The sequence below is a fragment of the Nonomuraea rubra genome (assembly GCF_014207985.1).
In the GTDB taxonomy this organism is placed as follows: Bacteria; Actinomycetota; Actinomycetes; order Streptosporangiales; family Streptosporangiaceae; genus Nonomuraea; species Nonomuraea rubra.
The window spans coordinates 4,863,963-4,880,988 of sequence record NZ_JACHMI010000001.1; the positions used below are offsets into that span (position 1 = coordinate 4,863,963).

Annotated in this window: 19 protein-coding genes; 12 read left to right on the forward strand and 7 right to left on the reverse strand. The window is 72.8% G+C overall.

The genetic code is table 11. From position 1 onward, the window contains the following. Window positions 1–84: 84 nt before the first annotated feature. On the forward strand, window positions 85–1,578 hold the full coding sequence (locus tag HD593_RS22165; RefSeq protein WP_185104043.1) for a carboxylesterase/lipase family protein: 1,494 nt from the start codon (window positions 85–87) through the stop codon (window positions 1,576–1,578). A gap of 17 nt (window positions 1,579–1,595) precedes the next feature. Here the strand turns inward: HD593_RS22165 and HD593_RS22170 are convergent, their stop codons facing one another. Beyond that, complete coding sequence (locus HD593_RS22170; RefSeq protein ID WP_185104044.1) at window positions 1,596–2,240, reverse strand: hypothetical protein; 645 nt, start codon at window positions 2,238–2,240, stop codon at window positions 1,596–1,598. 446 nt (window positions 2,241–2,686) lie between these two features. Here HD593_RS22170 and HD593_RS22175 point away from each other — a divergent pair, with 446 nt between their 5' ends. Both HD593_RS22175 and HD593_RS22180 read left to right on the forward strand, forming a co-directional pair. Continuing rightward, window positions 2,687–3,391 (forward strand): hypothetical protein, encoded by a 705-nt coding sequence (locus HD593_RS22175; RefSeq protein ID WP_185104045.1) that lies wholly within the window; start codon window positions 2,687–2,689, stop codon window positions 3,389–3,391. Window positions 3,392–3,492: 101 nt separating this feature from the next. Then, entirely contained in the window at window positions 3,493–4,446 is a 954-nt protein-coding gene (locus tag HD593_RS22180) for a LysR family transcriptional regulator (RefSeq protein WP_185104046.1), read from the forward strand. Here HD593_RS22180 and HD593_RS22185 read toward each other — a convergent pair. After that, complete coding sequence (locus HD593_RS22185; RefSeq protein WP_185104047.1) at window positions 4,433–5,176, reverse strand: SDR family oxidoreductase; 744 nt, start codon at window positions 5,174–5,176, stop codon at window positions 4,433–4,435. The genes HD593_RS22180 and HD593_RS22185 overlap by 14 nt on opposite strands. Before the next feature lie 33 nt (window positions 5,177–5,209). After that, on the reverse strand, window positions 5,210–5,959 hold the full coding sequence (locus HD593_RS22190) for an oxidoreductase (protein WP_185104048.1): 750 nt from the start codon (window positions 5,957–5,959) through the stop codon (window positions 5,210–5,212). Window positions 5,960–6,233: 274 nt separating this feature from the next. Here HD593_RS22190 and HD593_RS22195 point away from each other — a divergent pair, with 274 nt between their 5' ends. Beyond that, window positions 6,234–6,437: a hypothetical protein gene (locus HD593_RS22195; protein ID WP_185104049.1), complete on the forward strand. Its 204-nt coding sequence runs from the start codon at window positions 6,234–6,236 to the stop codon at window positions 6,435–6,437. A 52-nt stretch (window positions 6,438–6,489) separates the two neighbouring features. Here the strand turns inward: HD593_RS22195 and folE are convergent, their stop codons facing one another. Then, on the reverse strand, window positions 6,490–7,128 hold the full coding sequence (folE, locus tag HD593_RS22200) for a GTP cyclohydrolase I FolE (RefSeq protein WP_185104050.1): 639 nt from the start codon (window positions 7,126–7,128) through the stop codon (window positions 6,490–6,492). Window positions 7,129–7,212: 84 nt separating this feature from the next. Here folE and HD593_RS22205 point away from each other — a divergent pair, with 84 nt between their 5' ends. The 3 genes from HD593_RS22205 to HD593_RS22215 all read left to right on the forward strand — a co-directional run bounded on the left by HD593_RS22205 (window position 7,213) and on the right by HD593_RS22215 (window position 9,512). Next, on the forward strand, window positions 7,213–7,884 hold the full coding sequence (locus HD593_RS22205; RefSeq protein WP_185104051.1) for a helix-turn-helix transcriptional regulator: 672 nt from the start codon (window positions 7,213–7,215) through the stop codon (window positions 7,882–7,884). 189 nt (window positions 7,885–8,073) lie between these two features. After that, a complete protein-coding gene (locus HD593_RS22210; protein WP_185104052.1) occupies window positions 8,074–8,709 on the forward strand; it encodes a hypothetical protein in 636 nt (211 codons plus the stop codon). A gap of 221 nt (window positions 8,710–8,930) precedes the next feature. After that, window positions 8,931–9,512 (forward strand): hypothetical protein, encoded by a 582-nt coding sequence (locus HD593_RS22215; protein WP_185104053.1) that lies wholly within the window; start codon window positions 8,931–8,933, stop codon window positions 9,510–9,512. 54 nt (window positions 9,513–9,566) lie between these two features. On the opposite strand, the gene HD593_RS22220 is transcribed toward HD593_RS22215, so the two are convergent. Next, window positions 9,567–10,367, reverse strand: a complete 801-nt coding sequence (locus HD593_RS22220) for an SAM-dependent methyltransferase (RefSeq protein WP_185104054.1) — start codon at window positions 10,365–10,367, stop codon at window positions 9,567–9,569. Between the two features lie 189 nt (window positions 10,368–10,556). Here HD593_RS22220 and HD593_RS22225 point away from each other — a divergent pair, with 189 nt between their 5' ends. Together HD593_RS22225 and HD593_RS22230 are read left to right on the forward strand one after the other, a co-directional pair. Continuing rightward, window positions 10,557–11,510 carry a DUF3500 domain-containing protein gene (locus HD593_RS22225; RefSeq protein WP_185104055.1) on the forward strand — a complete coding sequence of 318 codons (954 nt, stop codon included), beginning with the start codon at window positions 10,557–10,559 and terminating at the stop codon, window positions 11,508–11,510. Window positions 11,511–11,602: 92 nt separating this feature from the next. After that, entirely contained in the window at window positions 11,603–11,752 is a 150-nt protein-coding gene (locus HD593_RS22230; RefSeq protein ID WP_185104056.1) for a hypothetical protein, read from the forward strand. A gap of 3 nt (window positions 11,753–11,755) precedes the next feature. Here HD593_RS22230 and HD593_RS22235 read toward each other — a convergent pair whose 3' ends face one another. Then, the gene (locus tag HD593_RS22235; RefSeq protein WP_185104057.1) at window positions 11,756–12,358 is read right to left on the reverse strand and encodes a TetR/AcrR family transcriptional regulator; all 603 of its coding nucleotides are present in this window, start codon (window positions 12,356–12,358) and stop codon (window positions 11,756–11,758) included. Continuing rightward, on the reverse strand, window positions 12,355–13,803 hold the full coding sequence (locus HD593_RS22240; protein ID WP_185104058.1) for an FAD-dependent oxidoreductase: 1,449 nt from the start codon (window positions 13,801–13,803) through the stop codon (window positions 12,355–12,357). The genes HD593_RS22235 and HD593_RS22240 overlap by 4 nt, the downstream gene beginning before the upstream one ends. Before the next feature lie 158 nt (window positions 13,804–13,961). Here HD593_RS22240 and HD593_RS22245 point away from each other — a divergent pair, with 158 nt between their 5' ends. The 3 genes from HD593_RS22245 to HD593_RS22255 are packed head-to-tail and all read left to right on the forward strand — an operon-like array spanning window position 13,962 to window position 17,004. Then, a complete protein-coding gene (locus HD593_RS22245; RefSeq protein WP_185104059.1) occupies window positions 13,962–14,918 on the forward strand; it encodes a D-alanine--D-alanine ligase family protein in 957 nt (318 codons plus the stop codon). Beyond that, complete coding sequence (locus tag HD593_RS22250) at window positions 14,915–16,300, forward strand: UDP-N-acetylmuramoyl-tripeptide--D-alanyl-D-alanine ligase (protein WP_185104060.1); 1,386 nt, start codon at window positions 14,915–14,917, stop codon at window positions 16,298–16,300. The genes HD593_RS22245 and HD593_RS22250 overlap by 4 nt, the downstream gene beginning before the upstream one ends. 11 nt (window positions 16,301–16,311) lie before the next feature. Continuing rightward, window positions 16,312–17,004, forward strand: coding sequence for an aspartate/glutamate racemase family protein (locus tag HD593_RS22255; protein ID WP_185104061.1), 693 nt, complete (start codon window positions 16,312–16,314; stop codon window positions 17,002–17,004). The last annotated feature ends 22 nt before the right edge of the window (window positions 17,005–17,026 follow it).

A 17,026-nucleotide genomic window follows, 5' to 3' on the forward strand; every position in this document is an offset into this window, starting at 1 on the left:
GCCGGCACCCCTCCGGTTTCAATACAATTGACATAATACACCTGACCCATAATCCTGTAGGCCCATTCGAGGGAAGGAAGCGTCATGTCCGAACAGCCAAGGGTGCGGACCACGGAAGGTGCCGTGCAGGGGCTCTGGCGGCAGGGGCACGCGGTGTTCCGCGGCATCCCGTACGCGCAGCCACCGGTGGGAGCACTCCGGTTCGCCGCGCCCGCCCCGCCGCACCGCTGGGAGGGGACGAGGCAGGCGACGGAGTTCGGCCCCGTGGTGCCGCTGTCCCTGCCGATCGACGTGGGCCCGCCGCAGGGCACGGACTGGCTGACGCTCAACGTCGGCACTCCGGACCCGGGCGCGGCAGGACTGCCGGTGCTGGTGTGGATCCCGGTGGGCGGCTACCTCTCGGCGGCGTCGAGCGACCCGATGTTCGACCCGGCGGCGCTCGCCGAGGCGGGCGTCGTCGTGGTGACCATCAACTGCCGCGTGGGCGCCGAGGGCTTCGCGTTCCTCGACGACGCGCCGCCCAACCGCGGGTTCCTCGACCAGATCGCGGCGCTGGAGTGGGTGCAGCGCAACATCGCCGCCTTCGGAGGCGACCCCGGCCGGGTCACCGTGGCCGGGGTGTCCGCCGGGGCGGGATCGGTCGCCGCCCTCCTCACCATGAAGGCGGCGCGCGGCCTGTTCCGGCGGGCCATGGCCCACTCGGTGCCGGGGCTGCACAGCACCCCCGCGCTGGCGCGGCAGGTCACCGCCGCGTTCGCGGACCGGCTCGGCGTGGCGGCCCCCACCGCCGCGGCCTGGCGCGACCTCGACCCCTGGCACCTGGCCGCGGAGCTCACCTCGTTCAACGCCGGCCTGCAAGCGCACCGGGAGAGCTGGGGACGGCTCACCGAGACCGGCACCGCCCTGTGCCCCGTCGTCGACGGCGAGGTCCTCCCGGAAACGCCCTGGCCCGCGCTGACCGGCGCGCGCGCGAGCGGGATCGAACTGCTCGTCGGCCACGCCCGGGACGAGTTCCGGCTGTTCAGCGTCATGAGCGGACGGCGGGGCACCTTCACCGAGCAGGACGCCCGCGACGCCCTGGACCTGCTCGCCCCCCAGCCGGACGGCGCGCGGGCCTACCGTGCCGCGTTCCCGCAGGCGGGGGCGGAGGAGCTGGTGGAGGCGGTGTACTCCGACGCCCTCTTCCGCATGCCGTCACAGCAGCTCGCCGAGGCGAACGCCGCGGCAGGCGGTACTTCGTACCTGTTCGAGCTGTGCTGGACCGCCCCGGCGCTCGGCGGCGCCCTGGGCGCCTGCCACAGCCTGGACGTCCCCCTGGCGTTCGGCACGCTGGACAGCCCCGTCGGCGTGCAGCTCATCGGCGACGAGCCCACCCCCGAGGCCGTCGCGCTCTCCCGCGAGTTCCAGGAGATCTGGGTCCGGTTCGTCACCACCGGCGACGCGGGATGGTCCGCCTACCGGCCCGGCGGGCGGCTCACCCGCGTCCTGAACACCGAGTCGCAGACCACGCCCTACCCCGAGGAGGCCTCCCGCCGCATCTGGGAAGGCCACGCCCCGGCCCCCTTCGACCTCCCGTAGAGCCGCCGGGCACGGAGCTACCCGCCCTGCGGGGACTCCGGCCAGTACGGGACCGCCTGGCGGGCGGCGGCCGCGATGGCCGCGCCGTCGAGTTCGGCGAGGCTCAGCTCGATCCCGCCGGCGGGCCACTCCACGGCGAGTTCGAACGGCTCTGGCGGAGGCGACGGCCACAACCACAGCCCCCACGTCATGACGCCCGCGTCGTCGTCACCGCTGCGCATGGACATGCCGGGGAGCAGCAGGGACAGCCGCGGGCCCGGCGGCGGCTCCTGCGGGAGCCGGGTCCTGTCCAGGCGCTGTCCGACGGTGGTGGCCTTGGCGCCGCCGGCGAAGCGCACGCCGAAGCGCAGCAGCTGGTCCGGCAGCGGCTGGTCGGACTTCACCCCGGTGATCATGTGGGGGAACGCCGCCAGCTGGAGTGCCTGGAAGTCGTCGGGGGACAGGGTCCGCCGCCGGGTGGCGAGGTCCACGTTGATCAGGCAGCCGGTGGTGAAGGCCTGGATCGCCGGCACGGTGACGGCGACGTTCGGGGTGCGGGCCAGGGTCAGCCCGCTGACCAGCACCGCGCCCATCTCGCCCGCCGGTGGGGCGGCCCAGGCCGGAAAGCGAGGTTCGGGTTCGCGGGGCGATTCTTCGTGGGGTGGCGGGGGTTCGAAGAACATGCCTTCACCGTACGGCCGGACCTCGACGGTAAGCCCGCTCTGCCGAAAGGTTTGCCTCCGGGAGGGAGACCGGGTTCGCGCGCCGGGGCAGGGTGGTGGGGGAGAGCAGAGGGCGCTTCACCGGCGCCCCGGTCAGTGCTCCGCCAGCCCGCATCGTCCGGGCGAACGTCTACCTCATGAGGTGATCTCTGATGGTGGGACATCTACTCGTAGCGGCAAGCCTGATATTCACTTCGGCTGTGCCCGCGGCACCAGCCGCCGACGCGGCCACCACCGTGGCGCAGGCACCTTCCGGGCCCGTCCCCGTTCCTCCCGATCCGGTGCCTCCGGGGGTCCCGGACGATGAATGACCGGTGACCGCGGAGCCTGATGTCACCGAAGACGGGAACCCACCGGCCATGCGCCGCCCCGTGAACCGGGCGGCGCATGACCACGTCGTCCAGGACATGAAGCGAATCATCGCGCTCTTACTCCTCGTCTCCGGCTGCGGAACGCCGCTGGCGGACGCCGCCGAGCCGACCTACACCTGCCACGACCGGCCGATCCCGCTGGACGTGATGAGCACCGCCCGCCCGGCGACGCGGCTCGGCCCCGACGGCCGGGCCGCCCTCAAGGGGCACGAGGTCCGCCGGGTCGAAGACCTGGACAAGTGGCGCATCGTCGAGGAGACCGGCGAGCGCGTCGCCCTCATGAAGGAGTTCGACGAGCCGGAAGAACGCGGGAGCACGACGGTCACCCACGACTTCCTGGTGATCGAGCGCTTCGGCCCGCCGGCCGCGGACGGCCGCCCGAGCTGGCACCTGCGCAGCCGCGGCGGCTGCAGCCTGCGGCGGGACCTGGGCGACCTGGGCGTCGCCGACCTCGCCCTCGACCCGGCGAAGCCGGCCACCGGCAACAGCCTCCACCTGCTGGTGACCGAACGAGACTGCGCCAGCGGGCAGTCGGCCGCCGGGCGGATCCGGGTGGTCGGCCTGGAGGAGACGGACCGGGACGTACGCCTGGTCATCGGCGTCGAACGCGCCCCCGGCGACTTCCACAACTGCATGGGCAACCCGGCGACGCCGTACACGGTCGAGCTGGGCCGCCCGCTCGGCGACCGCGTCCCGCTCGACGCCGGCCTGCACCCCCCGCGCGAGATCATGACTCCTTAGGGCGGCGCCACCTCCGGGAAGGGTTCGGGACGAGAACGTGTTGACGCGGGGTCAGGACACGATGACGACGGGGTGGAACACCCGGGGAGGGGCGGGAGCCGATGAGCCTTCGCCAGTTCGAGTACGCCCTGGCGGTCGCGGCGGAGGGCTCGGTGACGGCGGCGGCGGAGTCGTTGCGCGTCGCCCAGCCGTCGATGTCGCAGCAGATCCGCAACCTGGAACGCGACCTCGGCGTCACGCTGTTCGCCCGGACGGCGGCCGGGCTGGTGCCCACCGCGGTCGGCCGGGCGTTCCTCAAGGAGGCGGAGGTCGCGGTGAACGCGGCGCGGCGGGCGCGGGCGACGGCGCGCGCGGGCGCGGACGACCTGGTGGGAGAGCTGGTCGTCGCGGCGCAGCTGGGCTTCGGCACGCGGCAGCTGCCGGGTGCGCTGAGCGCGCTGCGGCGCCGCTTCCCGCGCCTGGAGGTCACCGTCTTCGAGGAGTCGAGCTCCCCTGAGCTGGATCGGCTGTGCCGCAAGGGTGCGCTGGGCCTCGCCCTGATGGCGGCGTGCGAGCGCAGCCCCGCGAACGCCCACCGCCTCGGCGAGGAGGAGTTCGTCGCGGTGCTGGGCGCCGGGCACCGGCAGCTCGCCGCGGACCGGGTCGAGCTGCGCGACCTGGAGGGGGAGCCCTGGGTCAGGTTCGACCGTGACAGCGCACTCGACGGCGTGCTGCTGCAGGTGTCGCGGGACCACGGGCTGACCCCGGCCACGGTCGCCCGCGTGTCCCAGACGGCCACGGCCGTGCGGTGGGCCGCGCACGGCCTGGGAGTGACGCTCGTCCCCGCCTCCGCGGTGCCCCTCGGCTACGAGCATCTTGCCCGGCCGGTGTTCCCGGCCGTGTCCCAGCCCGTCATCGCCGTCGTCCAGTCCGGCGCCGGCCCGGCGGCGACGGCCCTGCTCGACCTCCTGCGCCAGGAGACCTGGGACGGCTCCGCCTCCCTCCGCCCCTCGGCCGAGCCGTACGCCGGCGGACAGCCGTGGAGCGGTGCGCTGGGGGCGGTCAGAGCTGGGTGACCCCGCCGTCCACGGCGAGCTCGACGCCCGCGGTGTAGGTCGCGTCGAAGGCCAGGAACGCGGCCGCGGTCGCGATCTCGTCGAGGGTGCCGAAACGCCGCATGGGATTGTCCGCGACCCGCTCCGCCTTGAACTCCTCGGCGGCCTCCCTCGTCATGATGCGCTCCAGGACCCCCGTGTCGATCGGGCCGGGGCTGATCGCGTTGACGCGGATCTGGCGCGGAAGCAGCTCGCGGGAGAAGCTGCGCGCCATGGAGCGCAGCGCCGCCTTGCCGGCCGCGTAGACGCTGGTGTCCAGCATGCCGACGGTGCCGGCGACCGAGGTGGTGAGGACGACGCCGGCGCCCGTGCTCAGCAGCGGGGCGAGCTTCTGCACGGTGAAGAAGGCGCCCTTGACGTTCGTCGCGAACAGCTCGTCGTACATCGCCTCGGTCGTCGACTCGAAGGGCGTCAGGGCGGTGATGCCCGCGTTGACGAACAGCGCGTCGATCGTGCCGAGCTCGGTCTTCACCCGGTCGGCCAGGGCGTCCAGGTCGGAGAGCGAGGACACGTCGCCGCGGAAGGCCACCGCGCCCTCGCCGAGCTGCTCCCGCGCGGCGTCGAGCGGCTCCTGGGAACGGCCGGTGATCGCCACGCGGGCGCCGCCGCCGGCCAGGAATCGCGCGATCGCCAGCCCGATGCCGCTGCCGCCACCGGTGACCACCACATTCTTGCCGCTGTATTCATCCATGCTGTGATTCCTCAATTCTCTTTTTGTAGAAGCTCAGTTCCTGGGGTATTCGCCGCCGTCCACGGAGAAATAGGTTCCGGTGATCCAGCTCGCCCGGTCGGACACGAGGAACAGCACCGCGTCGGCGATGTCGCCGGGCCGGCCGTCGCGCCCGAGCGGGGGAGCGGCGGCCGCGCCCGCTCCGCCCTCGCCGCTCGCCCACCGCCTGCGCGTCTCCTCGCCGCCGGGGGTGGCGGTCCTGCCGGGACCCAGGGCGTTGACCCTGACCCCGGACGGGGCCAGCTCCGCGGCCAGGGCCCGGCTGTAGCTCTCCAGCCCCGCCTTCGCCGCCTGGTAGTGCGCGAACACCGGCACCGGCGGGAGCAGCGCGGCCGTGGAGATGTGCACGATGGCGCCCGATCCCTGGTCCCGCATCCCGGGCGCCAGCAGGGAGTTCAGCCGTACCGCCGCCAGGAGGTTCAGCTCCAGCACGTCCTGCCAGTCCTCGTCGGGGATCGTCATCGCACCCTGCCCGGCCTGCGCGCCGCCCGCGTTGTGGACCAGGATGTCCACCCCGCCGAGCGTCTCCCGCACGGCGGCGGCCAGCGCCCGCGTCCCTTCCTGCGTACGGATGTCGGCCGTCACGAACGCGGCCCCCTCCGGCGCCGGGTACGCGGTCGACCTGGCGGTGGCCAGCACCTCGGCGCCCGCGTCCAGGAGCCGGCGCACGACGGCCGCCCCGATCCCGCGGGAACCACCGGTGACCAGGGCTCGCTTTCCCTTGAGTTCTCGAATTTCAGACATGCCGCAATTCCTTCCGGTCTCGAATAATCGCGGGAATGCGCTTCGCCGCGGATCAACGGTATGCCGGGAAAAGAACGAGAGGCAAAGACGAAATGTCAGCGGATGGCATAGGGGATTCCTATGGCAAAAGCCGGATCGGCGGCTCCGCCTGTATGATCTGCCATGTGATGTCCGGCAGAGCCCGGAGCCCGCGCCGCCCCGCGACGGAAGGAACCTGGGGCCGCGTGCGCGCCGCTGCCCGACTCACCCTGAGCATGGAGAGGGGGTGAGCCGCATGACCGGAACCCTCCTGAACGCCGGTGACGAGATCGAGGTCGTCGTCACGTTCGCGAAGCCGTTCGGGCTCTTCGTCGAGTCCGACTCTGGTGTGCGAGGGCTCGTCCGCGGTGGTGGTGCCGTGACCGGCGCCACGGTACGCGTACGCGTGATCGAGTTCGACGCGGCCGAGTCGCGCTTCAGCGCGAAGCTCGCCGACTGACGAGGCGGCCCGGCCGGCCCACTGGGCCGGCCGGGCCGTCCGTACGGAGTGGCTAGGCGTGGACCCCGGACAGCGCGAAGAACTCCTGCCGGGAGCGCGGATCCTCGCGAAGCAGCCCCTGCAGGGCCGAGGTCACCGTACGGGACCCGCGGGCCTGCACGCCGCGCATCGACATGCACAGGTGCTCGGCCTCGATGACCACGCCGACGCCCTTGGGCGCCAGGTGCTCCTGCAGCCAGCCGGCCACCTGCTTGGTCAACCGTTCCTGCACCTGCAGGTCGCGGGCGAACAGCTCGACGACGCGGGCCAGCTTCGACAGCCCCAGGATGCGGTCACCCGGCAGGTAGCCCACGTGTGCCACGCCCTGGAAGGGCAGCAGGTGGTGCTCGCACAACGACTGCACGGGGATGTCGCGCGCCAGGACGAGTTCGTCGTACCCCTCCTCGTTGGGAAAGGTCGTCAGGTTGAACTCGCGCGGCGCCAGCAACTCCGCGTAGGCGTGCGCGACCCGTCTCGGCGTGTCGGCCAGGTGCTCCGACGTCGCGTCCCGGCCCAGCGCGGTCAGCAGGTCGGCCACCGCCCGTTGCGCGGCCGCGAGGTCCACACCGTCCTGTCCGCGCACCACCCGCAGGCGTCTGTGCTGGTGGTCGGGGGACGCATCACTGGCCGGCTGCGCAACGGACTCACTCATGCCACGGGGACCCTTCTTCTATTGACGAGTTTCGTTAACATTAGAAGGAGTGCGGCAATTCAGTCAACAGAAGTGGGTTTTAGAATGGGCGAGGTCGATGGGGCATGGCCGGCACACGTCTCCGCCGTCGCGGCGCTGGACGAGCCGACCCGGCGCCGCCTGTACGAGTTCGTGGTCAGGCAGGCCGCGCCGGTGGGCCGCGACGAGGCCGCCGACGCCGTGCAGGCCCCCCGCAACACCGTCTCCTTCCACCTGGACAAGCTGGTGGCCGAAGGGCTGCTCGAAGCCGTCTACCAGCGCCGCACCGGCCGTACCGGCCCCGGCGCCGGCCGCCCGGCCAAGCTCTACCGGCGCGCGCCGGGGCAGATCGCCGTCTCCCTGCCCGACCGGCGCTACGAAACCGCCGCCCACCTGCTCGCCGACGCCCTCCAGGAAGCGCACGCCTCGGGCGAGCCGCCCCGCACGGTGCTCGACCGGCGCGCCCGCGAGCTGGGGCGAGAGCTCGGCCGCAACGCCCGCACCGGGCTCATGGAGGCCCTGGAGGCACTCGGCTTCGAGCCCCGCGCCGCCGGCGACACCATCGCCCTCGTCAACTGCCCCTTCCACAACCTGGCCCAGCGGCACACCGAACTGGTCTGCGGCATGAACCTGTGCCTCGTCTCCGGCCTCCTCGAAGGCCTCGCCGCGACGGACGTCACCGCCCGCCTGGAGCCCGCCCCCGAACACTGCTGCGTCCGCCTCCACCCGGCCCGCTGAGCGCGACCCACCGGCCGGAGGCTGAACGAATCACCGGCCGTGGGCATCTCATCTCCCAAGGACACGCCGTCGTCGCGAACGGGGATGCAGATGAACACCACACCTCCGCCATCCAGGCGAGCCGTCCTCCAGGAAGCCGCCCTCCGGCGGGCCGTTCAACGGGGAGCCGTCCTCCGGCGTGCCGTCGCGGTGCCCCTGGCTGCGACCACGCTCATCGGCGTGCTGGGCGCCGTCCCCGCGCACGCCACCTCCGACCGGCAGCCCGCCGCTTCGCGCATCCCCGGCGGATTCCTCCTGTACGAGGGCAAGGCCGCCAGGCAGAAGGCCGCCGAACGGCTCGGCCGGGCGACCTGGACCACCACCGACCGCCGTGACGTGCCGTTCCTGGTCGATCCCTGCGCCACGAAGCAGAGCACCGACCCGGGCCGCCGGGCGGCGCGCACCATCACCGGCGACAGCGTCGAATGGGACGACACCCACTCCGAGCAGCTGATCGTCTACCGGGACGCGAGTGCCGCCCGAGCGGCCGTGCAGGGCCTGCGCGCGCAACTGCGCCGCTGCGCCGCCCGGGACGCGGGCGGCGGCCACACGTTCATCCACGCCACGAGGCCGGCGCGCATCGGCGACGAGGCGTTCCTGGTGAAGGGCTTCTTCGTCGCCTCCGGTATGGCCGGCACGGTGGCGCGGCAGGGCCGGGCGATCGTGATCTACACCTTCTCCGATCATCCCGAGGGCTGGCCGGAGTCGAAGTTCGGCGGGAAACAGGCGCGGGCCATGATCGCGAAGCTGGCCCGCAGTCCTCTCGGGAGCCGGGGGCCCGCGTGAGATTCCGGCGGGGATCTCGAACGATGGCGTCTCAGGCGGGCGCAGCTCGGGCAGTACGGCGCCGTCGAAGTGCTCGGCGTAGCGCCGGGCGCCCTCGGGCGTCGTACGGCGCTCAGCACGCCCAGGACGACATGTTCGGCGACACGCGGCTGCTGCGCGAGGCGCGGACCGGCGCGGGAGAGAACCGTTCTACGCGACCAGGTGTCTAACGAGCCATGGGGATGAAAAAGATCAAGCGCCTGGTCGCCGCCGGCATCGTGATCGGCGGCGTCGGAGCCGCGGCGACCGTCCCGGCCGCCGCGGCCGACACGACCAAGACGGTGTCCTTCAGGGGCATGCAGCTGAAGATCCCGTCCGGCTGGAAGGTGTACCGCCATTCCACCGGCGACGGTCCCACCGTGCAGGTGGTGACGGGGACCTGCCCGGAGAAGGGGTCGTACGTGGAGTGCGACTCGTTCGAGCTGTACGGGCCGAAGGCGATCAGGACCGGCCACGAGCTGTCGCCGTACACCGGCAAGAGACCCTGGCACCCGAGCACCGGCGTGGTTCCCTGCCCCGCCGACGACAAGCTGTGGTGGTCCTTCCCCACGCACAAGCCGGCCGTGGCCGCCACGCGCCCGGCCGGGCGCGGCCACCAGGCCCAGTACCGGGCCTGGGCCGCGCACTGCAGGAACGACAAGGGCAAGAAGGTGTCGGCCTTCACCGAGCGGGTCTGGCACCTGCGCGAGGCCGGGATCGTGGTCGTGGACGTCTGGGACACCCCGGGCCTGGCGACGATTCTCAAGCGCGCGACGTGGGGGTGACCCGGACGGTTCGCCCCGGCCGCCGACCGTGAGAAAACCTGACCGCGCGGCCGGTCACGGCTTGAAGGCGACGCCGCCGTGCGCGTCGATGAACGGGGCCTCTCCCTCGTCCTCCGGCCGCCACCGCGTGATCGGCGCCAGCCCGGGCTCCACCAGGTCGAGCCCGTCGAAGCACTCGGCCAGCTCCTCCAGCGAGCGCAGGTAGTACGGGACGGCCCCGCTCTCGGCCAGCTTGTCGCTGCCCTCGGCGACCGCCTCACCCGTCGCCGTGCCGTCCCACAGCACCATGGCGCTGCCGGACGGCACGGCCTCCATGACCCTGTCGATGATGGACCGCATCACGTGCAGGTCTTCCACGTAGCCGAGAACGCCCATGAACATCACGGCGATCGGCTGCGTGAAGTCGAGGACCTTGCGGGCCTCGGAGATGATCTGCTCGGGCTGGTGGTAGTCGCCGTCCACGTAGGCGGTCACGCCCTCGGGGGAGGTGTTCCTGAGCAGCGCGCGGGCGTGCACGAGCACCAGCGGGTCGTTGTCGACGTAGACGATGCGCGCGGTGGGGTCGAGCGCCTGGGCGACCTCGTGGGTGTTCTGCATCGTCGGCAGCCCGGTGCCGATGTCGAGGAACTGGGAGATCCCGGCCCCGGCGACGAGGTGGCGCACCGCCCGGATGAGGAACCCGCGCGACTGCACGGCCATCTGGACGATCTCCGGGTAGACCTCGGCCACGGCGTCCCCCGCGGCCCGGTCGGCGGCGAAGTTGTCCTTGCCGCCCATCCAGTAGTTCCAGATGCGGGCGGCGTGCGGGATCTCGGGCTTGATCCTCGCGGTGACGTCGGAGCGATCGTTGCTCATCGTGAGGCTTTCTGTGGGGGAGAGGCTGCTACAGCTTCGCGAGAGAAGAGCTAGGTATGCGACGTACGGTGCCATTGTGGCAGGCGCGCGCCACAGCAAGGACCACGCCACCTGTCGTTAAAGTGCAGTATGTTGCGGTTTCGAGGCGTCAGGGCCCCGATGTTCTGATCTCCATTTAAGGAACCCCGCATGAGTACGCACGATGTCCAGGAGATGCGCCAGGCGGTGCTGCGCTTCCTCGCCTCGCTCGACACCGAGCGGCGCGCCGCGGCCACGGCGGCGTTCGGCTCGCCGGAGCGCACCGAGTGGTCCTACCTGCCCGGTCCGCGTCCGGGGCTGCCGCTGGTCGAGATGACCACGGGGCAGCAGGAGCTGGCGCTGGTTCTGCTCGACCTCGGCTGCGGCCTGGCCGGGGCGCGCGTCGCGAGAGGCGTCATCGAGCTGGAGCGCGTCCGGCGCCGACTGGTGACCGGCGTCGACGAGATCGACGGCGACCGTTACTGGTTCCGGGTGTTCGGCGAGCCGGGAGGGCCGCAGCCGTGGGCGTGGCGGGTCAACGGTCACCACCTCGCGGTGCACATCACGGTCGTGGGCGACTCGATCGCCGTCACGCCGAGCTTCCTGGGCGCCGAGCCGGCCCTGGTGCTGTCGGGACCGCAGCGGGGCCTGCGGCTGCTCGCCGAGGAGGAGGAACTGGGCCGGGCCCTGCTCGCCGACCTCGGCCCGCGCCTGCGGTCGATCGCGATCACCGGCGAGGTGGCCCCGGACGACGTGCTCACCCGCAACGATCCCGTCGCCGACCTCGACCGCATCTCCCGCGGGCTGCCCTACGGCGACATGACGGCGTCGTCCAGGGACCTGCTCGAGCGGCTCGTCCGCCGCTACTTCGACCGCGCCCCCGGCTGGTACGGCGAGACCTGCTGGCAGCACGCGCTCGAAGCCGGACTCGACCGGGTGACGTTCGCCTGGATGGGGTCCGACCAGCGCGGGCAGGGGCACTACTACTGCGTCGCCGGGCCCACGTTCCTGCTGGAGTACGACAACACCCAGGACGAGGCCAACCACATCCACTCCGTCTGGCGCGACGTGCGCAACGACTGGGGCGTGGACCTGCTCGCGCGGCACTACGCCGACCAGCACTGACCCCGGCTCCGACCGGCTCAGGCGGCCACCGGGCAGTTATCCGCCAGGCCCCCTGACGACCGCCCGAGGGCGGGCCTGCCTGCAGCGGCCGGTTGCTGCTCCCGGAGCTGGACGAGCCCCTGGAGGTGCGGTTCTGGACGACCTCCGCCGAGGTGGCGGCCCGCGCGGTCACGGCGGCCCGGCGCGGGACCGGGGAGTGCGGCCGATCGGACGGCGAAGCGCTCAAGGACGTGTCCGGCTGAAGGTCAGGATCGGTACAGCCCGATCTGGCGGTAGACGCTCTTCAGGTAGTCGAGCATCCCGGCGGCGTCCGGCGGGTCGGGCTGGAGCACGCGCCAGGTGACGGCTCCGGCCATCATGTCGATGAGCACGTCGAGGTCGGCGTCCGCCGCCACCGTGCCGTCCTGCTGGGCGCGGCGCAGCATGGCGGCGGCCAGGTCGCGGCGCGGCAGGATGTGGTGCTTCCAGTAGACGGCCATGAGCTGCGGATGGCTGACGGCCGAGCCCATCATCCGGGCGACCAGCGCGCGGAAGGCCGGGCTCGCGGTCGTCTCCGCCGCCGTCTTCAGGCCGCCTTCGATGATCTCGTGGGGGTCGAGCGCCTGGACGTCGCCGGGGGAGGGGACCAGGTCGGCGCTGACCGTCTGCTCGACGGCCTGGGCGATCAGGTCCTCCTTGGTGCTCCAGCGGCGGTAGACGGTGAGCTTGCCGACGCCGGCCCGCTTGGCGATCTGCTCCATGCTGGTGCCCTCGACGCCGCGCTCGATGAACAGCTCCAGCGCGGCGCGCAGGATGGCGGCGTCGGTCTCGGGGTCGCGGGGGCGTCCGCGTCCTCGGCGGTCGGTCAAGCGAGGGCTCCGTCCAGCCAGCGGGTGGGGTCGCCCTTGCAGGCCAGGTGGGCGTCCGGGCGTACGAGCATAGCGGGCAGCGCCTCCACCGGGCGGAGGTGGACGACGCGGTCGCCGAGGCGCCGCCGGGCGGCCTCGAACAGGGCGCCGTCGCCGACGGCCGCCCAGCGGCCGCGCAGCTCGGCGTGCAGCCGGGTGCGGGTGCCGTCGGTGCGTTCGCAGGCCACGTCGGGGACGCGGTCGCCCGGCCGTGGCCGGCCGCCGCGTCCGCCGAGCGGGCCGCGCCGGTAGCTGACCCAGAGCTGGGAGGTGGTGTACGTGGTCCAGCGCTGCACCACGGGCAGGTTGAACGCCGGCACCATGACGCGGTCGCGCAGGAACCGGCCGACGGGCCCGGAGGCGATGTTGACCTTGGTGGTGGCGGTGCTGCCGCGCAGGACCTGGGTGGCCAGCGGCCGGCGTTCGGCCTGGTAGGTGTCCAGCAGCCGCTCGCCCGCCAGGCCGCCGATCACGAGCGCCAGCTTCCAGGCCAGGTTCTCGGCGTCGCCGAGCCCGGTGAGCATGCCCTGCCCGCCGAACGGCGCGTGCACGTGCGCGGCGTCCCCGGCCAGCAGGATCCGGCCGCGCCGGTAGGCGTCGGCCAGGCGGCGGTGCACGCTGAACAGCGACGCCCAGGACGCGTCCAGCAGCCGGATGCCGCCGAGCCCGGTACGCGCCGGCAGGATGCGGCGCATGCGCTCGACGATCTGCTCCTCGCTCGGCTTGTCCTCGCGGAAGGCGGGGTCGTAGGCGAGCAGCCGCCACTGGCCGCCGGGCATCGGCATCGCGCCCAGCATGCCGTCCGGGTGGACCCAGCCGCTGGTGCCGGAGCGGTCGAGGGTGGTGTCGAGGCGGGCGTCCACGAGCAGGAACCGTTCGCTGACCTTGACGCCGGGGAAGGCGATGCCGGCCAGCTTGCGTACCGTGCTGCCGGTCCCGTCGCAGCCGACGAGCCAGCCCGCCCGCACGGTACGGCCGTCGCCCAGCACGGCGGTGACCCCGGAGGCGTCCTGGTCGGCGGCCACCACGGCGGAGCCCCATTCGGGCTGCCCGCCCAGCTCGGCCAGGCGTTCGCGCAGCCGCGCCTCGACGCGGGCCTGGGAGATCACCAGCGGGGGAGCGGCGGTGTTCAGGCCGGGGTCGCCGAACCGGATGCGCATCATCGGGCGGTCGCCGGCGTAGGTGGTGATCGTCATCGCCCGGACGGACTCCTCGGGCAGGCCGGTGAGCGCGTCCAGCCGGTCGAGCACCTCGGAGCCGCGCGCGTGCACGAAGTTGGCCCGCGAGGTGGTGGCCGGGCCGGGAGCCTTGTCGACCACCCGCACCCGGACGCCGTGCTGCAGGAGGGCGATGGCCAGCGCCAGGCCGACCGGCCCGGCCCCCGCCACGAGGACGTCGGCTTCCATGGAGGCACCTCATCATTAATTAACGATACGGTTCCGTAAACAAATAGCACGGGGCGCGGCCGTGACACAACCATGACATGACGCTGACGAGCCGGGGACACCGCCGCCCCAGAGTGGATCGGGCCGTCACCCCGCCACTGAGGAAGGCTCTATTGATCGTGACTGAACGCTCGCGCGTGGCCGTGCTGGCGGGCGGGCCCTCCGCCGAGCACGAGGTGTCGCTGCAGTCGGCGCAGGCCGTGCTGGACGCCCTGCCCAGGGATCTGTACGAGCCGGTCCCCGTGATCATCGACCGGCAGGGCAGGTGGCCGGTGGAGCTGCGGCGCGACCTGGTGGACGTGGTCTTCCCCGTGCTGCACGGCCCGTTCGGCGAGGACGGCGTCGTCCAGGGACACCTGGAGACGCTGGGCATCCCGTACGTGGGCTGCGGCGTGCTGGCCTCGGCCGTGGCGATGGACAAGGTCGCCATGCGGCGCGCGTTCCTCGCGGAGGACATCCCCGTCACCCCGCACGTGTGGTTCACCGAGCACGACTGGCGCACCGCCACCGACCCCTGGGGCCTGGTGAAGCCGCTCGCCTGGCCGATGTACGTCAAGCCGGCCAACATGGGCTCCTCCATCGGCATCTCCCGCGTCACCTCCATGGACGAGCTGCGCGCGGGCGTGGACCTGGCGCTGGCCCACGACCGGGTGGTCGTCGTCGAGCAGGGCGTGGCCGCGCGCGAGCTCATCTGCGGCGTGCTCGGCGGCTACGACACGCCGGACGTCTCGGTGCCGGGCGAGCTGATCGTGCCCGGCGAGTGGCTCGACTACGAGGCCAAGTACCTCAGCCGGGCCGAGATCGCCACCATCCCCGCCGAGCTGCCGGAGCGGGTGGCCGAGGAGGTGCGGGAGCTGTCCCTGCGCGCCTTCCGGGCCATCGGCGGCTACGGCCTGGCCCGCGTCGACTTCCTCTACGAGCACGACACCGGACGCCTGTACGTGGGAGAGATCAACACCATGCCCGGCTTCACCTCCCGTTCCGTCTACGCCAGGGCCTGGGCGGCGAGCGGGGTCCCGTACCCTGACCTGCTGCGCCGCCTCATCGACCTGGCGTTCGCCAGGAGCGGCTCGTGATCCCCATGACGCTGGCCGAGATCGCGCGCCTGCTCGACGCCGGCCTGCACGACGTACCCGACCCGGGGACGCCGGTGACGGCGCCCTCGGCGGTCGACTCCCGCGAGGTGGTGCCCGGCGGGCTGTTCGCCGCCACCGCCGGCGCCAACGTCGACGGCCACGACTTCGCGGCGGCCGCGGTCGCGGGCGGCGCCGCCGCCGTGCTGGCCTCGCGGCCAGTCGGCGTGCCTGCCCTCGTCGTCAAGGACGTCCAGCTCGCGCTCGGCCTGCTGGCCAGGCACCTGCTCGAACGCATCAGCCCGGCCGTGATCGGCCTGACCGGCTCCGTCGGCAAGACCACGACCAAGGACCTGCTGGCCCAGGTGCTCGAACCGCACGGGCCGACGGTCGCCACCGACCGCTCGTTCAACAACGAGCTCGGGCTGCCCCTCACCGTGCTGCGGGCCGACGCCGCCACGCGGTACCTGGTGCTGGAGATGGGCGCGGGCAGGAAGGGCGACCTGACGTACCTGACCGGCCTGGCACCGCCCCTGGCCGGGCTGGTGCTCAACGTCGGCACCGCGCACGCGGAGCGGATGGGAGGCGGCCGGGCCGCCGTGGCCGAGGCCAAGGGCGAGCTGGTCGAGGCGCTTCCCGCGGACGGGTTCGCCCTGCTCAACGCCGACGACCCGTACGTCAGGGGCATGGCCGGCCGCACCAGGGCGTCCGTCCTGCTGTACGGCAGGTCCCCGGAGGCGGTGGTGCGGGCCGAGAACGTGCGGATGGACGGCCGGGCACGACCGGCGTTCGAGCTGGTGACGCCCTCCGGCCGCGCCCCGGTCGAGCTCGGCCTCATCGGCGAGCACCAGGTGGGCAACGCCCTCGGCGCGGCCGCTGTCGCCACCGTGCTCGGCCTGGACGCCGCCGGGATCGCCGCGGGGCTGAACTCCGCACGGCGCCGCTCGGCGGGCCGCCTGGAGATCGTCGAACGGCCCGACGGCGTCACCGTCGTCAACGACGCCTACAACGCCAACCCCGAATCCATGCGCGCCGGGCTGCGGGCGGCCAAGGCCCTGGCCGGCGACCGCCGTACCGTCGCCGTGCTCGGCGCGATGGGACAGCAGGCGGACGCCTCCCGCGCCCGGCACGCGGAGATCGGCCGCCTCGTCGCAGATCTCCGTTTCGACGTGCTGATCGCGGTCGGAGCCGGGGATCCGCTCGCGACGGCGGAGGCGGCACGCTCCCCGGGCCAGGGCGTGGCCGTCCACACCGTCGAGGACGTGGCCGGAGCCATCAGCCTGGCCACCGGCCTGGTCGAGCCGGGAGACGTGGTGTTCGTCAAGGCCTCCAGCGAGATCGGGCTCAGCGCCTGCGCCCGGGCGCTGGCCGGCACCAACCAGTGAAACGGAGTTCCATGCGCGCGATAGGCCTCATCGGCGGCTTGAGCTGGGAGTCGACGGTGATCTACTACCAGATCATCAACCAGCGGGTACGCGAGCGGCTCGGCGGCAGCCACTCAGCCAACAGCCTCATCTGGTCGATCGACTACACGACCGTCGAGAACCTCATCTTCGCCGACCGCTGGGACGAGGTGAGCGCGCTGCTGACCGGCGCGGGCAGGAAACTGGAGGAGCTCGGCGCCGGCGTCCTGCTCATCTGCAGCAACACCTTCAGCCGGGTGAGCGACGACGTGGCGCGGACCGCGAGCGTGCCCGTGCTGCACATCGCCGACGTCGTGGGCGCGGAGGTCCGCGCCAGGGGGATGCGCAAGGTCGGGCTGCTGGGCACGCGCTTCACCATGGAGCAGCCCTTCTACCGGGACCGGCTGGCCGCCCACGGCTTCGACGTGGTCGTCCCGCGGCGTGAGCAGCGCGAACTGGTCCACCGCGTGATCTTCGACGAGCTGGTGCGCGGCGTGATCAGCGAAGCGTCCAGGGACGCGTACGCCCGGATCGTCGCCGAGCTCGCGGACGACGGCGCGGAAGGCGTCATCCTCGGCTGCACGGAGATCGAGCTGCTGCTCGGCGAGAAGGACACCGCCGTCCCGGTGCTGCCGAGCGCCCGGCTGCACGCGGAGGCGGCGGCGGGCTTCGCGCTGGCCGGCTGACCCACCCGCGTCACGGCGCGAC

What these genes read in the sequence shown, in the direction of transcription:
- HD593_RS22165 (WP_185104043.1), top strand. Translation starts at nt 85, where the DNA reads ATGTCCGAACAGCCAAGGGTGCGGACCACGGAAGGTGCCGTGCAGGGG.
- HD593_RS22170 (WP_185104044.1), bottom strand. Translation starts at nt 2,240, where the DNA reads ATGTTCTTCGAACCCCCGCCACCCCACGAAGAATCGCCCCGCGAACCC.
- HD593_RS22175 (WP_185104045.1), top strand. Translation starts at nt 2,687, where the DNA reads ATGAAGCGAATCATCGCGCTCTTACTCCTCGTCTCCGGCTGCGGAACG.
- HD593_RS22180 (WP_185104046.1), top strand. Translation starts at nt 3,493, where the DNA reads ATGAGCCTTCGCCAGTTCGAGTACGCCCTGGCGGTCGCGGCGGAGGGC.
- HD593_RS22185 (WP_185104047.1), bottom strand. Translation starts at nt 5,176, where the DNA reads ATGGATGAATACAGCGGCAAGAATGTGGTGGTCACCGGTGGCGGCAGC.
- HD593_RS22190 (WP_185104048.1), bottom strand. Translation starts at nt 5,959, where the DNA reads ATGTCTGAAATTCGAGAACTCAAGGGAAAGCGAGCCCTGGTCACCGGT.
- HD593_RS22195 (WP_185104049.1), top strand. Translation starts at nt 6,234, where the DNA reads ATGACCGGAACCCTCCTGAACGCCGGTGACGAGATCGAGGTCGTCGTC.
- folE (WP_185104050.1), bottom strand. Translation starts at nt 7,128, where the DNA reads ATGAGTGAGTCCGTTGCGCAGCCGGCCAGTGATGCGTCCCCCGACCAC.
- HD593_RS22205 (WP_185104051.1), top strand. Translation starts at nt 7,213, where the DNA reads ATGGGCGAGGTCGATGGGGCATGGCCGGCACACGTCTCCGCCGTCGCG.
- HD593_RS22215 (WP_185104053.1), top strand. Translation starts at nt 8,931, where the DNA reads ATGAAAAAGATCAAGCGCCTGGTCGCCGCCGGCATCGTGATCGGCGGC.
- HD593_RS22220 (WP_185104054.1), bottom strand. Translation starts at nt 10,367, where the DNA reads ATGAGCAACGATCGCTCCGACGTCACCGCGAGGATCAAGCCCGAGATC.
- HD593_RS22225 (WP_185104055.1), top strand. Translation starts at nt 10,557, where the DNA reads ATGAGTACGCACGATGTCCAGGAGATGCGCCAGGCGGTGCTGCGCTTC.
- HD593_RS22240 (WP_185104058.1), bottom strand. Translation starts at nt 13,803, where the DNA reads ATGGAAGCCGACGTCCTCGTGGCGGGGGCCGGGCCGGTCGGCCTGGCG.
- HD593_RS22255 (WP_185104061.1), top strand. Translation starts at nt 16,312, where the DNA reads ATGCGCGCGATAGGCCTCATCGGCGGCTTGAGCTGGGAGTCGACGGTG.